Source organism: Antarctobacter jejuensis, from assembly GCF_052266595.1.
Classification (GTDB): Bacteria; Pseudomonadota; Alphaproteobacteria; order Rhodobacterales; family Rhodobacteraceae; genus Antarctobacter; species Antarctobacter jejuensis.
The window spans coordinates 78,307-93,942 of sequence record NZ_JBQQXJ010000008.1; the positions used below are offsets into that span (position 1 = coordinate 78,307).

14 protein-coding genes, 1 tRNA gene and 1 pseudogene are annotated in these 15,636 nt (G+C 60.7%); 9 read left to right on the forward strand and 7 right to left on the reverse strand.

The annotated features are described in order from the left end of the window. Nucleotides 1-228: 228 nt before the first annotated feature. Nucleotides 229-1,186: pseudogene (locus ACTXGA_RS13090) on the reverse strand (IS5 family transposase). Nucleotides 1,187-1,488: 302 nt separating this feature from the next. On the opposite strand from ACTXGA_RS13090, the gene ACTXGA_RS13095 reads away from it, so the two are divergent. Continuing rightward, nucleotides 1,489-2,238: a nuclease-related domain-containing protein gene (locus ACTXGA_RS13095; RefSeq protein ID WP_443394310.1), complete on the forward strand. Its 750-nt coding sequence runs from the start codon at nt 1,489-1,491 to the stop codon at nt 2,236-2,238. Between the two features lie 217 nt (nt 2,239-2,455). On the opposite strand, the gene ACTXGA_RS13100 is transcribed toward ACTXGA_RS13095, so the two are convergent. Then, nucleotides 2,456-3,457, reverse strand: a complete 1,002-nt coding sequence (locus ACTXGA_RS13100) for a pentapeptide repeat-containing protein (RefSeq protein ID WP_443394312.1) — start codon at nt 3,455-3,457, stop codon at nt 2,456-2,458. A 1,001-nt stretch (nt 3,458-4,458) separates the two neighbouring features. Here ACTXGA_RS13100 and ACTXGA_RS13105 point away from each other — a divergent pair. Together ACTXGA_RS13105 and ACTXGA_RS13110 are read left to right on the forward strand one after the other, a co-directional pair. Beyond that, nucleotides 4,459-4,632 carry a hypothetical protein gene (locus tag ACTXGA_RS13105; RefSeq protein WP_443394314.1) on the forward strand — a complete coding sequence of 58 codons (174 nt, stop codon included), beginning with the start codon at nt 4,459-4,461 and terminating at the stop codon, nt 4,630-4,632. Continuing rightward, nucleotides 4,619-5,629 (forward strand): tyrosine-type recombinase/integrase, encoded by a 1,011-nt coding sequence (locus tag ACTXGA_RS13110; RefSeq protein ID WP_443394316.1) that lies wholly within the window; start codon nt 4,619-4,621, stop codon nt 5,627-5,629. Before ACTXGA_RS13105 ends, ACTXGA_RS13110 begins: the two co-directional genes overlap by 14 nt. Before the next feature lie 61 nt (nt 5,630-5,690). On the opposite strand, the gene ACTXGA_RS13115 is transcribed toward ACTXGA_RS13110, so the two are convergent. Further along, nucleotides 5,691-5,764: transfer RNA gene (locus ACTXGA_RS13115), tRNA-Cys, on the reverse strand. Nucleotides 5,765-5,961: 197 nt separating this feature from the next. On the opposite strand from ACTXGA_RS13115, the gene ACTXGA_RS13120 reads away from it, so the two are divergent. From ACTXGA_RS13120 to ACTXGA_RS13130, 3 genes are all read left to right on the forward strand, one after another. Further along, on the forward strand, nt 5,962-6,615 hold the full coding sequence (locus tag ACTXGA_RS13120; protein ID WP_443394318.1) for a protein-L-isoaspartate O-methyltransferase family protein: 654 nt from the start codon (nt 5,962-5,964) through the stop codon (nt 6,613-6,615). A gap of 97 nt (nt 6,616-6,712) precedes the next feature. Continuing rightward, nucleotides 6,713-8,095 carry a TolC family outer membrane protein gene (locus ACTXGA_RS13125; RefSeq protein WP_443394616.1) on the forward strand — a complete coding sequence of 461 codons (1,383 nt, stop codon included), beginning with the start codon at nt 6,713-6,715 and terminating at the stop codon, nt 8,093-8,095. 72 nt (nt 8,096-8,167) lie between these two features. Then, the gene (locus ACTXGA_RS13130; protein WP_443394320.1) at nt 8,168-9,940 is read left to right on the forward strand and encodes a hypothetical protein; all 1,773 of its coding nucleotides are present in this window, start codon (nt 8,168-8,170) and stop codon (nt 9,938-9,940) included. Nucleotides 9,941-10,037: 97 nt separating this feature from the next. Here the strand turns inward: ACTXGA_RS13130 and ACTXGA_RS13135 are convergent, their stop codons facing one another. Next, nucleotides 10,038-10,358, reverse strand: coding sequence for a DUF6280 family protein (locus ACTXGA_RS13135; RefSeq protein WP_043146277.1), 321 nt, complete (start codon nt 10,356-10,358; stop codon nt 10,038-10,040). Between the two features lie 216 nt (nt 10,359-10,574). Here ACTXGA_RS13135 and efp point away from each other — a divergent pair, with 216 nt between their 5' ends. Both efp and ACTXGA_RS13145 read left to right on the forward strand, forming a co-directional pair. Continuing rightward, complete coding sequence (efp, locus tag ACTXGA_RS13140) at nt 10,575-11,138, forward strand: elongation factor P (RefSeq protein WP_443394321.1); 564 nt, start codon at nt 10,575-10,577, stop codon at nt 11,136-11,138. A 95-nt stretch (nt 11,139-11,233) separates the two neighbouring features. Continuing rightward, nucleotides 11,234-11,710, forward strand: coding sequence for a GNAT family N-acetyltransferase (locus ACTXGA_RS13145; RefSeq protein ID WP_443394323.1), 477 nt, complete (start codon nt 11,234-11,236; stop codon nt 11,708-11,710). Here ACTXGA_RS13145 and ACTXGA_RS13150 read toward each other — a convergent pair. Further along, the gene (locus tag ACTXGA_RS13150; RefSeq protein WP_443394325.1) at nt 11,695-12,495 is read right to left on the reverse strand and encodes a fructosamine kinase family protein; all 801 of its coding nucleotides are present in this window, start codon (nt 12,493-12,495) and stop codon (nt 11,695-11,697) included. The genes ACTXGA_RS13145 and ACTXGA_RS13150 overlap by 16 nt on opposite strands. Further along, nucleotides 12,492-13,229 (reverse strand): CAF17-like 4Fe-4S cluster assembly/insertion protein YgfZ, encoded by a 738-nt coding sequence (gene ygfZ / locus ACTXGA_RS13155; protein WP_443394327.1) that lies wholly within the window; start codon nt 13,227-13,229, stop codon nt 12,492-12,494. The genes ACTXGA_RS13150 and ygfZ overlap by 4 nt, the downstream gene beginning before the upstream one ends. A 60-nt stretch (nt 13,230-13,289) precedes the next feature. Here ygfZ and ACTXGA_RS13160 point away from each other — a divergent pair, with 60 nt between their 5' ends. Next, nucleotides 13,290-13,859, forward strand: a complete 570-nt coding sequence (locus ACTXGA_RS13160) for a glycosyltransferase (protein WP_443394329.1) — start codon at nt 13,290-13,292, stop codon at nt 13,857-13,859. Between the two features lie 52 nt (nt 13,860-13,911). On the opposite strand, the gene ACTXGA_RS13165 is transcribed toward ACTXGA_RS13160, so the two are convergent. Beyond that, nucleotides 13,912-15,636 carry an ABC transporter ATP-binding protein gene (locus ACTXGA_RS13165; protein WP_443394618.1) on the reverse strand — a complete coding sequence of 575 codons (1,725 nt, stop codon included), beginning with the start codon at nt 15,634-15,636 and terminating at the stop codon, nt 13,912-13,914.

Consider the following 15,636-nt stretch of genomic DNA (forward strand, 5'->3'; position numbering starts at 1 on the left):
GCATCTGACTGAAATAATTACGAAAAGTGTTTAGATTGGAGCGGAAAATAGTTAGAACATATGCGGAATGTTTAGACGTGATCTAAGGATCGTCTGAACTACCGCTGCGGCTTCGCCGATTTCGAGGCCTGAGTGCTCTGACAAGGGCACCTCGGCCGGTGGCGACGGAAACTTCGGCGTATCTGCGGGTTCGAATGGCCGAGATTGGGCCTGAAGGCCGACTCCGCCTCATGCCAGCAGCTTTCGACGCACGAGGAACAGATTGCCGAGGGCAAACAGCGTGAAGAGCTGCGCCCGGTTCTTCGCGATGCCGCGGTAGCGGGTCTTGAGATACCCGAACTGGCGCTTGATCACCCGGAAGGGATGCTCGACCCGTGCCCGGACCTTGGCGATGATGCGGTTGATGTCCTCGTCGATGGGATGCAGCGCGCCGCCTTTCGGCGCCTTCCTCATGACGCCCCAGAACTTGCCGGGGCCGGAGAACGCGGCCTCCCGCGCAGCGCTGACATAGCCCTTGTCCGCCCAGACCGACGTCTCCGCGCCGTGCAGGAGTTCGTCCCAGACCTGGCTGTCATGCACCTTGGCCGTCGTGGTCTCCAGGCTGTGCACGATGCCGCTTTCCGCATCCACGCCGACATGGGCCTTCATGCCAAAGAACCAGTCGTTGCCTTTCTTCGTCGACGACATCTCGGGGTCGCGCGCCTTGGCCTCATTTTTGGTCGAGGACGGCGCGTCGATGATCGTTGCGTCCACCAGCGTGCCCGAGCGCAGCGTGATCCCTTGGTCGGCAAGATGGCTGTTTACCTCGGCGAACAGCTTCTCGGTCAGCGCGTGCTTCTCCAGCAGGTGGCGGAAGTTGAGGATTGTGGTCTCGTCCGGGATCCGATCGTCGCCAAGCTCGATGCCGGCGAAGTGCCGCATGGCGTCGCTGTCATACAGCATCTCCTCGGCCATGGGATCGCTCAGCGCGTACCACTGCTGGAAGAAGTAAACCCGCAGCATGGTCTCCAGCGGCAACGGCGGGCGCCCCCCCTTTCGGCCCCGCCTTGGGATAGCGCGGCTCGATCAGCGCCAGAAGGCGCGTCCACGGCACCACCACTTCCATCTCGGCGAGGAATTTCTCCCGCCTCGTCTGCTTCTTCTTCATCGCGTGGCGGAGGCCGGGAAAGGCGGGCTGCTTCGGCATCGGTAAGCGTCCTTGATGATCCAGACAATCCTACCTAAACCCGCTTAGGGAGCGAGGTTTTTCAGACTCTCCCTAACTATTTAAGATCACAGACTTCGTGTCTGGTTATAGGAATAAAATACCGCTTTTCGGTAACGGACGGCCCAGAACCGACCTTGGTCGCACAGGCAGCCTCTGCAATGCTGCCGCCCAGGAGCGGTTTTTCAAGGCATACTGCAACTGTCATTGTGCTCTGGAGTTTGCTTAACGTTTCAATGCGTTTTATGTTGAGGGTAGGGTGACTATTGTACGGAGAAATTTTTTTGGAAATACTTTTTGTTTTGCTAGCGGTCGGCGTAGCGTTTCTATATTTTCACCTGAAGTCCCCGACAGTGATTGGCGCGGCGGGCGAACGGCGTGTCAATGCTACGCTCCGCAAAAATCTAAATGAACAAGACTACATCGTTCTCGAAGATCTCACCTTGCCAACCAGCCACGGCACGACACAAATCGACCACATCGTCTTGTCTCGTTTTGGAGTCTTCGTGATCGAAACCAAGAATATGTCAGGCTGGATTTTTGGTGGTAAGAACCAAGCGCGTTGGACACAGGTCATGCGTGGCCACAAATCTCAGTTTCAGAATCCCCTTCGTCAGAACTACCATCATGTAAAAGTCGTCCAAGACCTGATTGGCATAAAGCTGGATCAACTGGAAAATCTCGTTACATTCGTTGGCTCAGCGGAACCCAAGACCGAAATACCACCTAATGTGTTTTGGAGCAGGCAAGACCTATTCCGCTACATTGTTTCGCGGAAAACCGTTCGATTCACTGAAAGTGAAGTGCGCGAACATGCCCGCAAATTGCGCACCAGCGCTTTGGACGCCAACAAAGAAACCCGGCGTGCGCATGTCCGGCACGTCCGAGAAAAAGCTACTCAAAAGGAAGCTGATCTTACGAAATGCCCTCGATGTGGGTCTAAGATGATCGAGAGAACCAATCGAAAGACTGGGCAAACTTTCTATGGTTGTCCGCGATACCCCAAATGCCGTGGTACACGGCAAGCGCATTGACGAAGCGGGTCTCGCAACGCGTATAGTGGCCGTTCGCGTCCTACGCGGCGGATGGCCGGTCCCAGCCCAGAGCCGACATGGTGCGGAACGACGAGGGAGGCAAAAGCGGACGCCCGCGCTGCGTTGAAGTGGACTTATTTGGCCTTTGCTTCGGCTGCGTCGGTGTCTGTTCTTGTCATGACGAAAACTAGAGGGATGCTCCCACTGTGGGCCAAGATCACTGTAGCGGTTGAGGCCCTTCACACTGCTCAGGAGTTTCCCAATTCATTGTATAACAATACGCAGAACCAATACGTTCGGTTACAAGTTTGGTCGTCAGAATGAGACCAAACGTACCAAATGTATAGATCGCCACAATGGCAGCCCGCTCACTCCACCGATATGGAAATCTATTGGAATAATATTTGAGTCTTGGTTTGTCCTGTTTGTCCGCCCACTCAGTTTCGCTGATCTCCTTGATTTGGGGCGGGCAGTAGAAAGAATATAGCGTTGATGCGATCGCCAAGAATAGGGCTGCAATAAAGAGTTCGACTAACGTCGTCGGCATGTTCAAAGGCTCTACTACTGTCGAAAGTTTGTTTCGGTTCGCACTTCCCCAGCCAATAATGTTCATGACGGCAAGGCTGCCCAATAGGGTTGACCATGAAATGCTGAACATGGGTATTTTGCTTAGAATTCGGAGTTTGGCCCAGTCAAAGAACCAAGAATTCCAACCGAAATTAACCCGATCGAGATCATCCCCTATTGGATCGTAATGCTTAAAAACAGGCCTTGTAACTTTAACATTCTCATAAATAGCATCAGACAGCTCTGCGCGAATGAAGGTGCAATTTTCAAATGCCACATTCGTTAGGTTGGAACCTGAGAGACTGATATTGACCAACTCACACTCAATAAATCTTACCCCAGATAAATCAAGATTCTCGTAATTACCCTGCAGTTGACACTTAAACCATGTTGTGTTTCGACAATTGTGATTTGAGGTGAGGCCCATGTCTCGCGCGCTATTCCATGATCCCAAAAATACATATCCATAGACCGGAAATAATTCTATTCGATGCGCAAAAGCGCCAAGACTGCCCTTACCCTTATTGCAAGCCACCAAATATTCGCGATTCTCGGCGCTAACTTCCGGCAGTTTGAGCTTGGGGATAGCTAAGCGAATTGCGTCGTACTCAGCTATAAGGCGATCGACACTTGTTTCTTCATCGGTGGACATAGGCGCAACTCTCGTCAAGGCAGGGCTGGTTTGCAGCACCTTTCGCGAGGGGTCAACGCGGAAGGTCGTCTATGTGCAACCGTACGCGCGTTCATTGCAGAACCTAGGTCTAAACGTGCTCGTTCCGATTCTTCGCTGCACTCTTCACGCATCGTCGCTGTCGGGATCAGCCCACACTTTGCAAAGCCCGCTCCCTGCGCATAGCGGACGTCGGTGCAGTTTGCAGCGAACGTCAACTTCCGCGGACTCTGAGCGTCGGTGCAGGTGATAGGATGTCAACAATTGCGGCCACGCCTCAGAGGCGCGTAAAGGCGTTTAGATCGCGCGAGAGGGTCGGTTCGCAGGGCGTGCTAAGCAAAAAGTTTTGAACGCGCTGTACGGCGCTCTCAGCGATGCTTCGCGCTGACGATGAAGTGGTGATTTTTTAGATGCTGTTGTTGCGTGCCCCCTCCCTGTTTCCGGACGTGCGTCTGAGTATCGAGCAATCGTCCACGTCACGAAGCCCTCAAATAGCGTAGTGAGGTGGGCGATTGCGGCGGAGCGTTGGGAGCAGTGCGCTGGGCTTGCAAGGCCGGACCTGCTTCCGTTTCCCGCTTTGCCTACCCTGTGACCAGCAGACGGGGCAATTACCGCCTTCATTGCGCGTGAGGATATTCCTCGCGCGCGTTCGCTCCCACATACCCCTGCTTGATCCTGTATGCACTTACTGAGACTTCTGCACCACCATCGGCAGTGAAAAAACGGGTCAAGAAGTCTTTTGGCGTCGTCGCTTCAGGCCGGGATATTTTGCTTAAATGTTGCGTGGCCGTCACGGTGCTCTGTATGCACTTACTGAGACTTTTTTCGGATGTTGCCGACAAAATATTTCGCCCTCGTTGCTCGCGACTCGGCCCCTGACTAGACTCTTCTCATCGCTCGTTTGCATGGGCGCTCCGCGTACATTCAGCCAGTTTGGATGCGCAAAAAGTTAGAAGAGAAAGAGGGCCGAACAGGCGCGACAGATGGCAGGAACAAAGATCGAGCAAAAAGCGCTGGACCTTCTCAATGCATTTGAACGTGCCGGGAAGTCCGTGGGTCGTGTCACAATTGAAGGCCGAAAAATCGAACTTGTTTTGATGAGGCCTAAAGAGGGTGACGAATTTGAGGGGTTAGATATGCGTCATGGCAAAACGTGAGCTGCCAAAACACGTTTATAGACAAAGAAACGGTCTGTATTTCCAGCGTAGAGGGTGGCCGTCCCGGAAGTTTGAAAACGACTTCGGGACGCCCGCGTTCTGGAAAGAATACGCGGACATTCTTGCGACCAAGGATCAGCCCAAGGTCATAGCCTCCCGCACCTTCGTGGCCTTGATCAAGAGCTACAGAGCGTCGCCCAGGTATCGGAACCTCAAGCCGCGTACCGGATTGGACTACGATAAGCATCTCGATTTCTTTGCGTCCATCATGGGGGATCGAAACCCGGCAAAGATGCAGCGCAAGGATGTGATCCGCATGCGCGATGCAAACGCCGAAAAGGCGTATTTCGCAAACTACTCGCTCAGGGTCCTGCGGGTGCTGATGGAGCATTGCGTCGATCTGGGCTGGCGGGACAACAACCCGGCCCGTGGTGTTCCGGAACTCAAGACGGAAAAGCGCGAGCGGGAGCCGTGGCCGGGTCAACTTCTGGAAGCCTACCGGGCCGCATGTCCACTCGGGACAAGACAGCGGCTCGTGATGGAACTTTGTGTTGGAACTGGCCAGAGGATTGGTGACGTCCTCAATATGCGGTGGTCCGACATTCAGGATGGCGCGTTCTACGTTCGGCAGAGCAAAACCAAGAAAGAGCTTTGGGTGCCGATCCTGCCAGAACTTGAGGCCGCGCTGAGCACCGCCAGTCGGCATTCCGTCTTCATCCTGACAAATGAGCAGGGGACCAATCGTTGGTCCTACCGTGGCGCGTCAGCGGCCGTGCGATCTGTCAGGGAAGAGATCGGAGCGCTCGACTACGACATTCATAGCTGGCGCTACAATGCTGCCTGCGAGCTGGTGGAAGCTGGCTGTGGCGATGATCTGGTGGCCTCGGTAACGGGCCAAAGTCCGGCGATGGTGTTGCACTATACCAAGAAGGTTCGACAGAAGGTCAGGGCCATCAAAGCTCAGCGAATGAGAACGGAACAAAAACAGAATGTTTAGACAAATGTTTAGACGGTGAAAGCGTCGCGCCGTGGTTTCCGTCTAAGCCATTGAAAAGATGTGGAGGCGAGTACCGGAATCGAACCGGTGTACACGGATTTGCAATCCGCTGCGTCACCACTCCGCCAACTCGCCGTCGCAGTGGTTGCGGTGTCTTATCATTTGCGGTTTCGAACGCAAGTGCAAACATCAATCTTGCGACTGAACAGCCTTTGGCGGGCAATCCATGGGCTTGCGGTCACAGGCGGCAAGTTTGATACCGTCAGACATTGCTGCCCGCATCCAACTGTGGCACAACACAACGCAAGGTTCTGAACGAAAGAGTTTAGTACATGACAGACTTCGCCACCCGCCGCCGGATGATGGTCGATACGCAGGTTCGCCCTTCGGACGTCACCGAATTCCCGATCATTGACGCCATGCTGACCGTCCCGCGAGAGGCCTTTGTGCCGCGCGACCGGGTCGAGGCCGCCTATGCCAGCGAGCATGTGGACCTCGGCGAGGGCAGGGTGCTGCTGGATCCGCGCGTCTTTGCCAAGCTGCTCGATGCGCTGAACCTGTCGAACAGGGATCTGGTGCTCGATATCGGGGCGGGCTACGGCTACTCCTCGGCGGTCATCGCCCGCATCGCCGAGGCGGTTGTCGCGGTCGAGGACGATGAGGCCCGCGCAGGCGAGGCCGAAAATCTGATGGCCGAACATCACGCCGACAACGTCATTCTGCACAACGGTCCCCTGGCGGCAGGCGCGCCCGAACACGGCCCCTATGACGCGATCATCGTCGAAGGCGGGGTCGAGGTCTTGCCGGATACGCTCATTGATCAGTTGAAGGAAGGCGGCCGCATGGCGGTCATCTTCATGGAAAATGCGCTTGGAACCGTGCGGATCGGGCATAAGCTGGACGGCAAAATGAGCTGGCGATATTCCTTCAACGGCACCGCGCCGGTTATTGAGGGCTTTGAAAAAACAGCAGAATTCGCGCTCTGACCACGGCAGGTCGCGGCGCTTGAGAGCAGGTGGGAAACAGGTGCTGGGCAAATTTCGAAAAATCTGGGTGCGCGGCGCGTCAGGCGCCGTGATTGCAATGTCCATGATGGCGCCGGTCTCGGCGGAAACCCTGGGTGAGGCGCTGGCTTCGGCCTATCTCAACAGCGGTCTGATCGAACAGAACCGGGCCACGCTGCGCGCCGCCGATGAAGGGGTCGCACAGGCTCTGGCCGAGCTGCGCCCGGTTGTCGAGTGGAGCGCCAACGCCCAGCGGACCTTCGGCTACAGCGGCAGTTATAGCACCAACAGCCGGACCGGGGTCACCTCCTTCGTCAAGTCCGGCACGTCCAACGACACAGCCAACATCGAACTGACTGCATCGATCGTGCTCTATGCCGGGGGCCGCAACCGGATGGGCATCGATCTGGCCAAGGAGTCGGTACTTGCGACCCGCGCCAGCCTCGTGGCCGTCGAACAGCAGGTCCTGCTGCGCGCCGTCTCTGCCTTCATGAACATTCGCCGTTTCGCGCAAACCGTGTCCCTGCGGGAAAACAACGTGCGCGTCATCAGCCAGGAACTGCGCGCCGCCCGCGACCGGTTCGAGGTTGGCGAAGTCACGCGGACCGACGTGGCACTGGCCGAGGCCCGGCTTGCTGCCGCCCGCGCCGCTCTGGCCGCGGCGCAGGGGGATCTGATCCTCGCCGGAGAGGAATACCTCGCCGCCGTGGGCAAGAAGCCCCGCAACCTCGTCAATCCGCGCTCCATGCCGAAATTCCCGTCGAGCGTTGCCGAGGCCAAGAAACTGGCCCTGCGTCAGCACCCCGACCTGATCGCGCAACAGCATACGGTGACAGTGCGCGAAATCTCGATCCTGATCGCCGAAGGGGCCAAGAAACCGACGGTGTCCCTGCAGGGCAGCTATGGCCTGACCGAGACATTCAACAGTGAGGCCTTCAACCGCGGAGGCACGATCCGTCTGGGCGCAGGCGGGCCGATCTATGCCGGCGGCAAACTGGATTCGCTGGTGCGTCAGGCCATCGCGGACCGTGACGCCGCACGCGGCGGTTTGCACCGGATTTATGCCGAAGTGGAACAAAATGTCGGCACCGCCTACGGCAACCTGACGGTTGCGCGCGCCAACCGTGCCTCGTTCGAGGAACAGGTGCGTGCCGCCACCGTCGCCTTCCAGGGGGTGCGCGAAGAGGCCAAGCTGGGCGCGCGGACAACGCTGGACGTGCTGGATGCGGAACAGGAACTGCTGGATGCACGCGCCAGCCTTGTGGGCGCGCAGGTGGATGAATCGATTGCCTCCTATCAGGTGCTGTCCGCGCTGGGCCTGCTGACCGCAGAATCGCTGCACCTTGACGTGCCGCAGTTCGATCCCGCATCTTACTACAATCTTGTCAAAACGGCTCCATTGCAGCGCTCCAAGCAGGGTGCGGAACTGGACCGTGTTCTGCGTGCTCTGGGAAAAGAGTAGTTTTTTCTACGTCTGTTGTGCCGGGCCTTGCTTTGCGGGTAGACTTTCCCCGAGGCAAGAATGGCAAGAGCAATGTCTGATCCCGTGACGAATGTGGAAATAGAAGACGTGCTGTCTTCGATCCGTCGGCTTGTGTCCGAGGAAGCGAGACCGCGCAGAGCGCCCGAGGTTGCGGCGCCTGAACGCTTGGTGTTGTCACCGGCGCTTCGCGTGGCCGAGCGGCAGGACGATGAGGGCGATGTCGCAGAGGATCCGGCTGATGATGCTGCGATCGGTGATGGCTCCGATGATCCTGAAATCGCGGTTTCGGAACCGGACTTAACGGACGCGCCTGTCGTCCTGACCGCGCCGGTCGCGCCCGACGTGACTGAGCCGGAAATGCCCGAGCCTGAATTGGCCGAGTTGGACCTGCCAGAAGCCGAACTGTCTGAGCGGGACCTGCCGGACCTGCCAGAGCTGGAACTGGCCGAACCGGATTTGCCAGAGCCCGATTTGCCAGAGCCTGAATTGCTAGAGCCCGTATTTTTGAGGTCGGAGGCGGGGCAACCCGTTCCGGTGCGCGGCATCGAAGAAGCCATGCGCAAGGCTGCGCTCTTCCTCAAGCCTCAGGATCGCGCCGATACGATTGCGGTTGAAGCAGAACCTGAGCCAGAGCCTGAACCCGAGCCTGTGGCGCAAGCAGATGCGCAGACGAATGAGACCTTCGGGGCAGGGGCCACACTGGCCGACAGGGACGATGCGATCCTGCTGTCCGGGGACATGACGCCCGTCGATGACGCCCCGGCTGCCGCATCACCCGAAGAGATGGACGCACACAAGTCTGAGGCGGAACAGCTTGCCGCGCTGCGCGCCTCCCTGACCGACATTCTGGTGACAGACCCCGAAGACCCCGCGCCCGAGGACAGCTATTCCGAAGACGTGCAGGGATGGTCCGAGGATGGTGAGCCCGCCCTGCCGGACAGCAAGGCGGAAGTCGAGGCGCGCGAAGACACGCTCGATCTCAAGATCGCGTTGCTGGAGGGCCTGTTGCAGCGGCAGGCGCTGGGGATGACCCCAGCCACACCCGATCCGCAGGACACCCCCATCCGCGATACCTTTGAGGCCTTCGAGGCGGAGCGAGAGGCACCCGATAGCGCCGCCCCGATCCTGGATACACAGCCAGAGCCCGCGACCCCCGTGGAGGCGTTGCCTGACCTTGCCGAGATGACGCCAGAGGCGGCAGAGCCATTCCCCGAGGATCAGGATGTTTCGGCGTCGGCGGAGCCTCTGGATGTCTCGGACAGTCTTGAGTTCACCGACACCATCGAAGCCGAAGAAAAAATCTACCTCGAAGACAACATCGAGCCTCTCGAAGCCGCGCACCCGGAAGTGTTGGAGACGGCAACGCCGGACGAAGTGCGCGAATTTGAAGCCGAAGTGGCCAAGGCCGCCTTTGATCCGTCCGACCTGACGCCCGAAGAAAATGCGGTGGATCCGGAGGTGGGTGAAGATCCTTCACCCGTGGAACCCGCATCTGTCGAGGTGGGCCCGGAACAGGCCGATACAGAATTGCCCGATTCAGAACTGTCCGGTGCGGCCTTCCTGCGTCATGGCTCCAGCCCGTCGATCGATTGGGAAGACCATCTTCCCGCAGCACAGGAACCCGCCGCAGAGCCCGAACCGCCGGCGGAACGCGAGGCCGCGAGCCTGCCCGCCGAAATGGACGAAGAGGCGCTGCAGGATTTGGTGGCGAATATCGTCCGGCAGGAGTTGCAGGGCGTGCTGGGAGAGCGGATCACCCGCAACGTGCGCAAACTGGTGCGCCGGGAGATTCACCGTGTTCTCATGAGCAAGGAATTCGACTGACCCGCAAGACCGCCGTGACCGGCGGAACTTCTGGTGGAACAACAGAAAAAACCCGCTCGGCTGAGCGGGTTTTTTCTTGTCAGACTGATCTTTTTGATCAGGCCGCTTCGGCCTGTTGCGCGGCGTGACGACGCTCGCTTTCTTCGCGGGAGAGGGCGACAGAGGTACGCACACCCTTACCGACAAACTCCATAAGACCGGACACAACCCGCTCGTTCGGATCGATCCCGGCACAGCTCAGCACCTCACGGCCATCGCGCGAACGCGCCCAGCGGGCGATCTGCTCGGGGCCGTTACCGTACTTCTTGTCGTCAGCAATGGCATCGTCCAGGGCAGCCAGAACGACCGCCGCAAAAAGCTTGCGGGCGCGGTTGCCTTGCTCTGCGTTGAACGCGGTGCTGTCAACGAAATCCTTCATGAGTCGACCTTTGATTATTGCTCTTGTGTTTTTGGGCGTGGCGGCGGTTATGGCCTATTCAGTTCGATTCGAATACCCCATAGCTGCATAGCTCCCATGCAATTTTTGCATAACTTTCTGCATCTGCAACACAGGATAGGTTGTCTTGCCACCCGCTAACGGTCCAGATATAGGAGCGGTCAATCATTCATCAACCTTTCGCCATGGTATCGCCACATGCCCAAGATCAACGGAAACGAAATCCGCCCCGGTAACGTTCTGGAGCACGACGGACATCTTTGGGCCGCGGTCAAGGTCGATCACGTCAAGCCCGGAAAGGGCGGCGCCTTTGCCCAGGTCGAGATGAAGAACCTGCGCAACGGCTCCAAGCTGAACGAACGTTTCCGCAGCGCCGACAAGGTCGAGCGTGTGCGTCTGGAACAGAAGGACATGCAGTTCCTCTATGAGGCCGACGGCATGCTGACCTTCATGGACACCGAAACCTTTGAACAGGTCGAACTGCCCGCCGACATCCTCGGCGATCGCCGCCCGTTCCTGCAGGACGGCATGACCATCGTCGTCGAATTCTACGAGGCCGAGGCGCTGAACGCCACGCTGCCGCAGAAAGTCACCTGCCAGATCGTCGAGACGGAGCCGGTCGTCAAAGGCCAGACCGCCGCCAACAGCTTCAAGCCCGCCGTGCTGGACAATGGCGTGCGCATCACCGTTCCGCCCTTCGTGGCGCAGGACGAGATGATCGTCGTGAACACCGAAACCATGGAATATTCCGAGCGCGCCTGACCTCGGGGCCCGCGCGCACATACCCCCGAAATTGCCGGGGGTACGAAAACCATGACTGAACAGGCCTCCGGCGCAAACGCCAGGAGGCCTTTTTCATGATCGACACAGCCACCGACCACGATCTTCCCGCGCTGGCATCCATGCTCTATGCGCTGAACGCCCAGCACGCCGCGCAGCTGCCCGCCCGGTTCCATACCGACGGCCAATCGCCGGACCTGACCGCCTTCCTTGCGCAGGCGATGGAAGAGGGCGCCCGCGTTCTGCTCTACAGGACCGAAGGCGTGCCACGCGGCTACCTGATGTGGCAATTGATCGAACGCCCCGAAACGCCGCTGGAACGGCCCGGGCGCATCGCGCTGCTGGACCATATCTATGTCGAACCGATCTGGCGCAGGCGGGGTCTGGGCCAGCGCCTGATCGCGCGGTTCGAGCGGGAGATCGCAGAGGCCGGATGTGACAGCTGGATCACCCGCGTGCATGCCTTCAACGGGGCCAGCGCCGCGCTGATGCAGGAGGCGGGCGCGCGCCTGTCGGTGCAGGTCTTCGAAAAGCCGCTTCAGACCCCGGCCTGATCCAGCAGCCCCTCGACCATCGCGACATAGCCGGTGCCGAACAGCGACAGGTGCACCAGCGCGGGCCAAAGCTGATAAATCGGGCGGCGCGCCTGCCAATCCGGGGCAGGCGCTCCGTAGCCGGTCCAGAACGCGTCGTCCGGGCGGCCAAAGAGCGTCAGCATGGCAAGGTCCACCTCCGCGTGGCCGTGGTAGCAGGCCGGGTCGATCAGATAGGCCTGCGGGCCGGAAAACAGCGCGTTGCCGGTCCACAGGTCGCCATGCAGCAGGGCCGGGGCAGGGGCCGGCGGCAAAAGCTCTGGCAAACGCGCCGCCAGAACGCTCAGCCTGCGCCCGATCCGCTGCGGCACCGACCCCACAAAGGGCAAGAGCCGCCGCTGCGCCCAGAACGCGGGCCAGTCGTCGCCCGGCCTGTTATCGATCCGAACCGTGCCAAAGGCGTAGTCCTGCGGCCAGCCATATCCCGGTCCCGTCGATCCATGCAGGCACCGCAGGGTCTCCCCCAAGGCGCGCCAGCCATCAGGCGTGGCGCGGGTCTCGTCCAGCCAATGCAGGCACATCAGATCGTCCTGACACCACAGCATGTGCGGCGCGGCGGCACCCGCCTCGGCAAGGGCGCGCAGCATTCCTGCCTCCACCCCGACCAGCGGCCCGATCTTGACCGCCACCCGCCGCCCATCGGCCAGATCGGCGCGGTACACCTCGCTCAGGTCGCCGCCCTGCACCGGGACGGCAGAGGCAACCTCTGCCCCCAGCGCCTGCGCAACCCGCGCCTGCCAACTCATGTCGGCAGGGTGACGCGCGCCTCTCCTGCGGTCATCTCTCCCTTGGCGCGGTCGAACCGCAGGTAGGCGATGCCCTGTCCGCCGGACTGGGTGAACAACGTCCCGGCCGGTTTTTCCCCGGCCATGATCTCGGTCCCCGCCGGGGCCGCGCCATCGACCTGCACCTGTGCCAGACCCTTGCGCAGTTCCGTCTTGTGCTTCATCCGCGCGGTCACTTCCTGACCCACGTAACAGCCCTTGCGGAAATCCACCCCGTGCAGCCGTTCGAACCCTGCCTCCAGGATAAAGGTGTCGGGCGTCAGTTCCACACCCGCGCTGGGCACGCAGGCCGCCACGCGCAGGGCGTCCCAATCCGCGTCGGTGCCGGGCTGCCCCGCATAGCCGCGCCAGCCCAGCGAGGGATGCCGGGGGTCGGCAAAGGCGCCTTCGGGCATTTCACCCAGGCCCCGCGTGACCTGAATATCCGTCTCGGTGATCTCGATGGGCGCGCGCAGCTTGTACATGCTCAGCCGTTGCAGCAGCGATGCCGCCTGATCCGCATCCGCGTCGATCAGGACGTCTTCGCCATCGGGCGCCAGAAAGAAATCCGCCATGTATTTGCCCTGCGGGGTCAGAAGGGCGGCATAGACCAGCCCGTCCTTCAACCCCTTGACGTCATTGGTAACCAGCCCCTGCAGGAAGTCGGCGGCGCCTGTGCCGCGCACCCGCAGGACCTTGCGCTTTTCTTCGGCCATATCGTTTTCCTTTTCCCCATCAACCGCATATAGGCCCCTAAGCCAAAAACGAACAGGGCGATGCGCGCACCGATCTCGATCATCATTCCTACCCTGAATGCGGCGCAGCATCTGCCCGCATGTCTGCACAGCCTTGGCGAAGGGTTGCAGGCCGGGTTGATCCGCGAACTGGTGATCAGCGACGGCGGCTCTGACGACGCCACGCTGAAACTGGCCGAGGCGGCTGGAGCGCACGTCGTCACCGGGCCGCCTTCGCGTGCGGGGCAGGTGCGGCACGGCTGCGACGCGGCAGAGGGCGACTGGCTGCTGATCCTGCCCGCGCACACGCGACTGGCCGAAGGGTGGAGCAGCACTGTCACGCCGGTCCTCACACGGCCCGGTGCCTATCATTTCCGGCTGGCCCTTGATGCGACGGGCGTGATGCCCGCATGTGTGGCGGGCTGGGCGAACCTGCGGGCGCGGGTCTTTGGTCTGCCCCGCGCCGAACAGGGCCTGCTGATCGACCGCGCCACGCTGAAGGCCGCAGGGGGCTTTGCCGATCGGCCGACATCGAATGACGCGGCGCTTGTCCGGCGTCCGGGGCGGCTGCAATGCCTGCCTGCCACCGTCATCGCTTCGGCACGGGCTTGACGCCGGCAAACCCGGTAACGGCGCAGAGCGTTCCACGACGCGCCTGCCGGTGTCAGGTTTCTTCGGCCTTGTCGAACTGCATCTTGTAGAGGTCCGCATAGGCGCCGCCCTTGGTGATCAGATCGTCATGGGTGCCTTCCTCGACCACGCGGCCCGCGTCCATGACAACGATCTTGTCGGCATTGCGCACGGTCGACAGCCGGTGCGCGATCACCAGCGTCGTGCGCCCCTGTGACAGCCGTTCCAGCGCGGCCTGCACCACGGCCTCGGACTGCGCGTCCAGCGCGCTTGTGGCCTCGTCCAGCAGCAGGACAGGCGTATCGCGCAGCAGGGCGCGCGCAATCGCCACCCGTTGCCGCTGACCACCCGACAGGCGCGACCCGCGCGGGCCGACCTTGGTCTCCAGCCCATCCTCCAGACGGGGCAGGAAGTCCGAGACATGCGCCGCCTTCAGCGCCGCCTGCAGCGCCTCTTCGGACACCTCGCGGTCCAGCACGATATTGTCGCGCAGCGTCTCGTCGAACAGCAGCGCGTCCTGACTGACGATGGAAATCATGTCACGCAGATCGCGCAGCCGCAGCTGCGTAACCGGGGCCTCGCCGATCTCGACCTGCCCCTCCTGCGCGTCCACCAGCCGGGTCAGCAGGTTGAACACCGTCGACTTGCCCGCGCCCGAGGCCCCGACAAGCGCGGTGGTCTGGCCGGGGGCCGCATCAAAGGTCAGGCCGAGCAGCACATCCGTCTCGCCATAGGTCAGCCGCACGCCGTTCAGCCGGATGCCGGGCACACCCTCAGGCCGCGGCAGCGGGTCTGCGGGGTCTTTCAGCGTGGGCTGCATGGCCAGGATCTCCATGATCCGCTCGATGCTGGCCGCCGCCACCTGCCAGACGCCCGACACCGCGCCCAGCCGCCGCAGCGGCTCGAACGCAAGGCCGATGGCGGTGAAGAAGGCCATGAAATCGCCCACGGTCTTTTCGCCCGCGATGATCTCTCCGCCGCCGAAATACAGCACCCCGACAAAGCCGATGCCCGACATGATGTCGATCAGGCCGGGCAAAGAGGCCTGACCGGCCACCGACCGCGTCTCGGCCCGGATGCGTTGCCGCGTCAGCCCGCGGTACTTCTTGGCCATCCAGCGTTCCAGCAGGTTCAGCTTGACCGGTGTGATGCCCAGAAACGCCTCGTTCAGCCGCACCGAGGTCCGCGCCGCCAGATCGCGCACCACTCGCGCATTGCCGCGCACGAAGCGCTGCAGAAAGATCGACGGCCCCACCAGAAGCGGCGCGCCCACCAGCGCCACCAGCGTCCATTTCCAGTCGATGAACAGCGCCACCCCGAACAGTGAGATCAACGCCACCACATCGCGCCCCGCGCCGGTGATCAGCGTGCTCCAGACCTTGGCTATGGCACCCACGTCGCCCTCGATCCGCTGGATGATATAGCCCGGCCCGTGTTCAAGGTGAAAGGACGGGTCCAGCGACATCAGGTGTTCCAGCAGGTCCTGCCGGATATCGGCCATCGACATCTGCGACACCCGCGCCAGCAGCACCTTTTGCAAGACGCTGGCAATGGCGCGAAAGGTGAAGATCCCCATCACCGCCAGCCCGACCCAGATCAGCGCATCCGAATTGCCGCCGATGAAGACGGTGTCGAACATCGGCTTCATCATGTAGCTGAGCAGGCCGAACATGCTGCCCTCGATGGCCATGAACAGCATGGCCAGCGCCATCAGGCCGCCGTAACGCTTCAGATAGCGCCGCCAGAGCCACAGGAACAT

Excerpts from the sequence above, each read along its gene's own strand:
- ACTXGA_RS13100 (WP_443394312.1), bottom strand. The coding sequence starts at position 3,457 with ATGTCCACCGATGAAGAAACAAGTGTCGATCGCCTTATAGCTGAGTAC.
- ACTXGA_RS13105 (WP_443394314.1), top strand. The coding sequence starts at position 4,459 with ATGGCAGGAACAAAGATCGAGCAAAAAGCGCTGGACCTTCTCAATGCA.
- ACTXGA_RS13110 (WP_443394316.1), top strand. The coding sequence starts at position 4,619 with ATGGCAAAACGTGAGCTGCCAAAACACGTTTATAGACAAAGAAACGGT.
- ACTXGA_RS13120 (WP_443394318.1), top strand. The coding sequence starts at position 5,962 with ATGACAGACTTCGCCACCCGCCGCCGGATGATGGTCGATACGCAGGTT.
- ACTXGA_RS13125 (WP_443394616.1), top strand. The coding sequence starts at position 6,713 with ATGTCCATGATGGCGCCGGTCTCGGCGGAAACCCTGGGTGAGGCGCTG.
- ACTXGA_RS13130 (WP_443394320.1), top strand. The coding sequence starts at position 8,168 with ATGTCTGATCCCGTGACGAATGTGGAAATAGAAGACGTGCTGTCTTCG.
- ACTXGA_RS13135 (WP_043146277.1), bottom strand. The coding sequence starts at position 10,358 with ATGAAGGATTTCGTTGACAGCACCGCGTTCAACGCAGAGCAAGGCAAC.
- efp (WP_443394321.1), top strand. The coding sequence starts at position 10,575 with ATGCCCAAGATCAACGGAAACGAAATCCGCCCCGGTAACGTTCTGGAG.
- ACTXGA_RS13145 (WP_443394323.1), top strand. The coding sequence starts at position 11,234 with ATGATCGACACAGCCACCGACCACGATCTTCCCGCGCTGGCATCCATG.
- ACTXGA_RS13150 (WP_443394325.1), bottom strand. The coding sequence starts at position 12,495 with ATGAGTTGGCAGGCGCGGGTTGCGCAGGCGCTGGGGGCAGAGGTTGCC.
- ygfZ (WP_443394327.1), bottom strand. The coding sequence starts at position 13,229 with ATGGCCGAAGAAAAGCGCAAGGTCCTGCGGGTGCGCGGCACAGGCGCC.
- ACTXGA_RS13160 (WP_443394329.1), top strand. The coding sequence starts at position 13,290 with ATGCGCGCACCGATCTCGATCATCATTCCTACCCTGAATGCGGCGCAG.
- ACTXGA_RS13165 (WP_443394618.1), bottom strand. The coding sequence starts at position 15,636 with ATGTTCCTGTGGCTCTGGCGGCGCTATCTGAAGCGTTACGGCGGCCTG.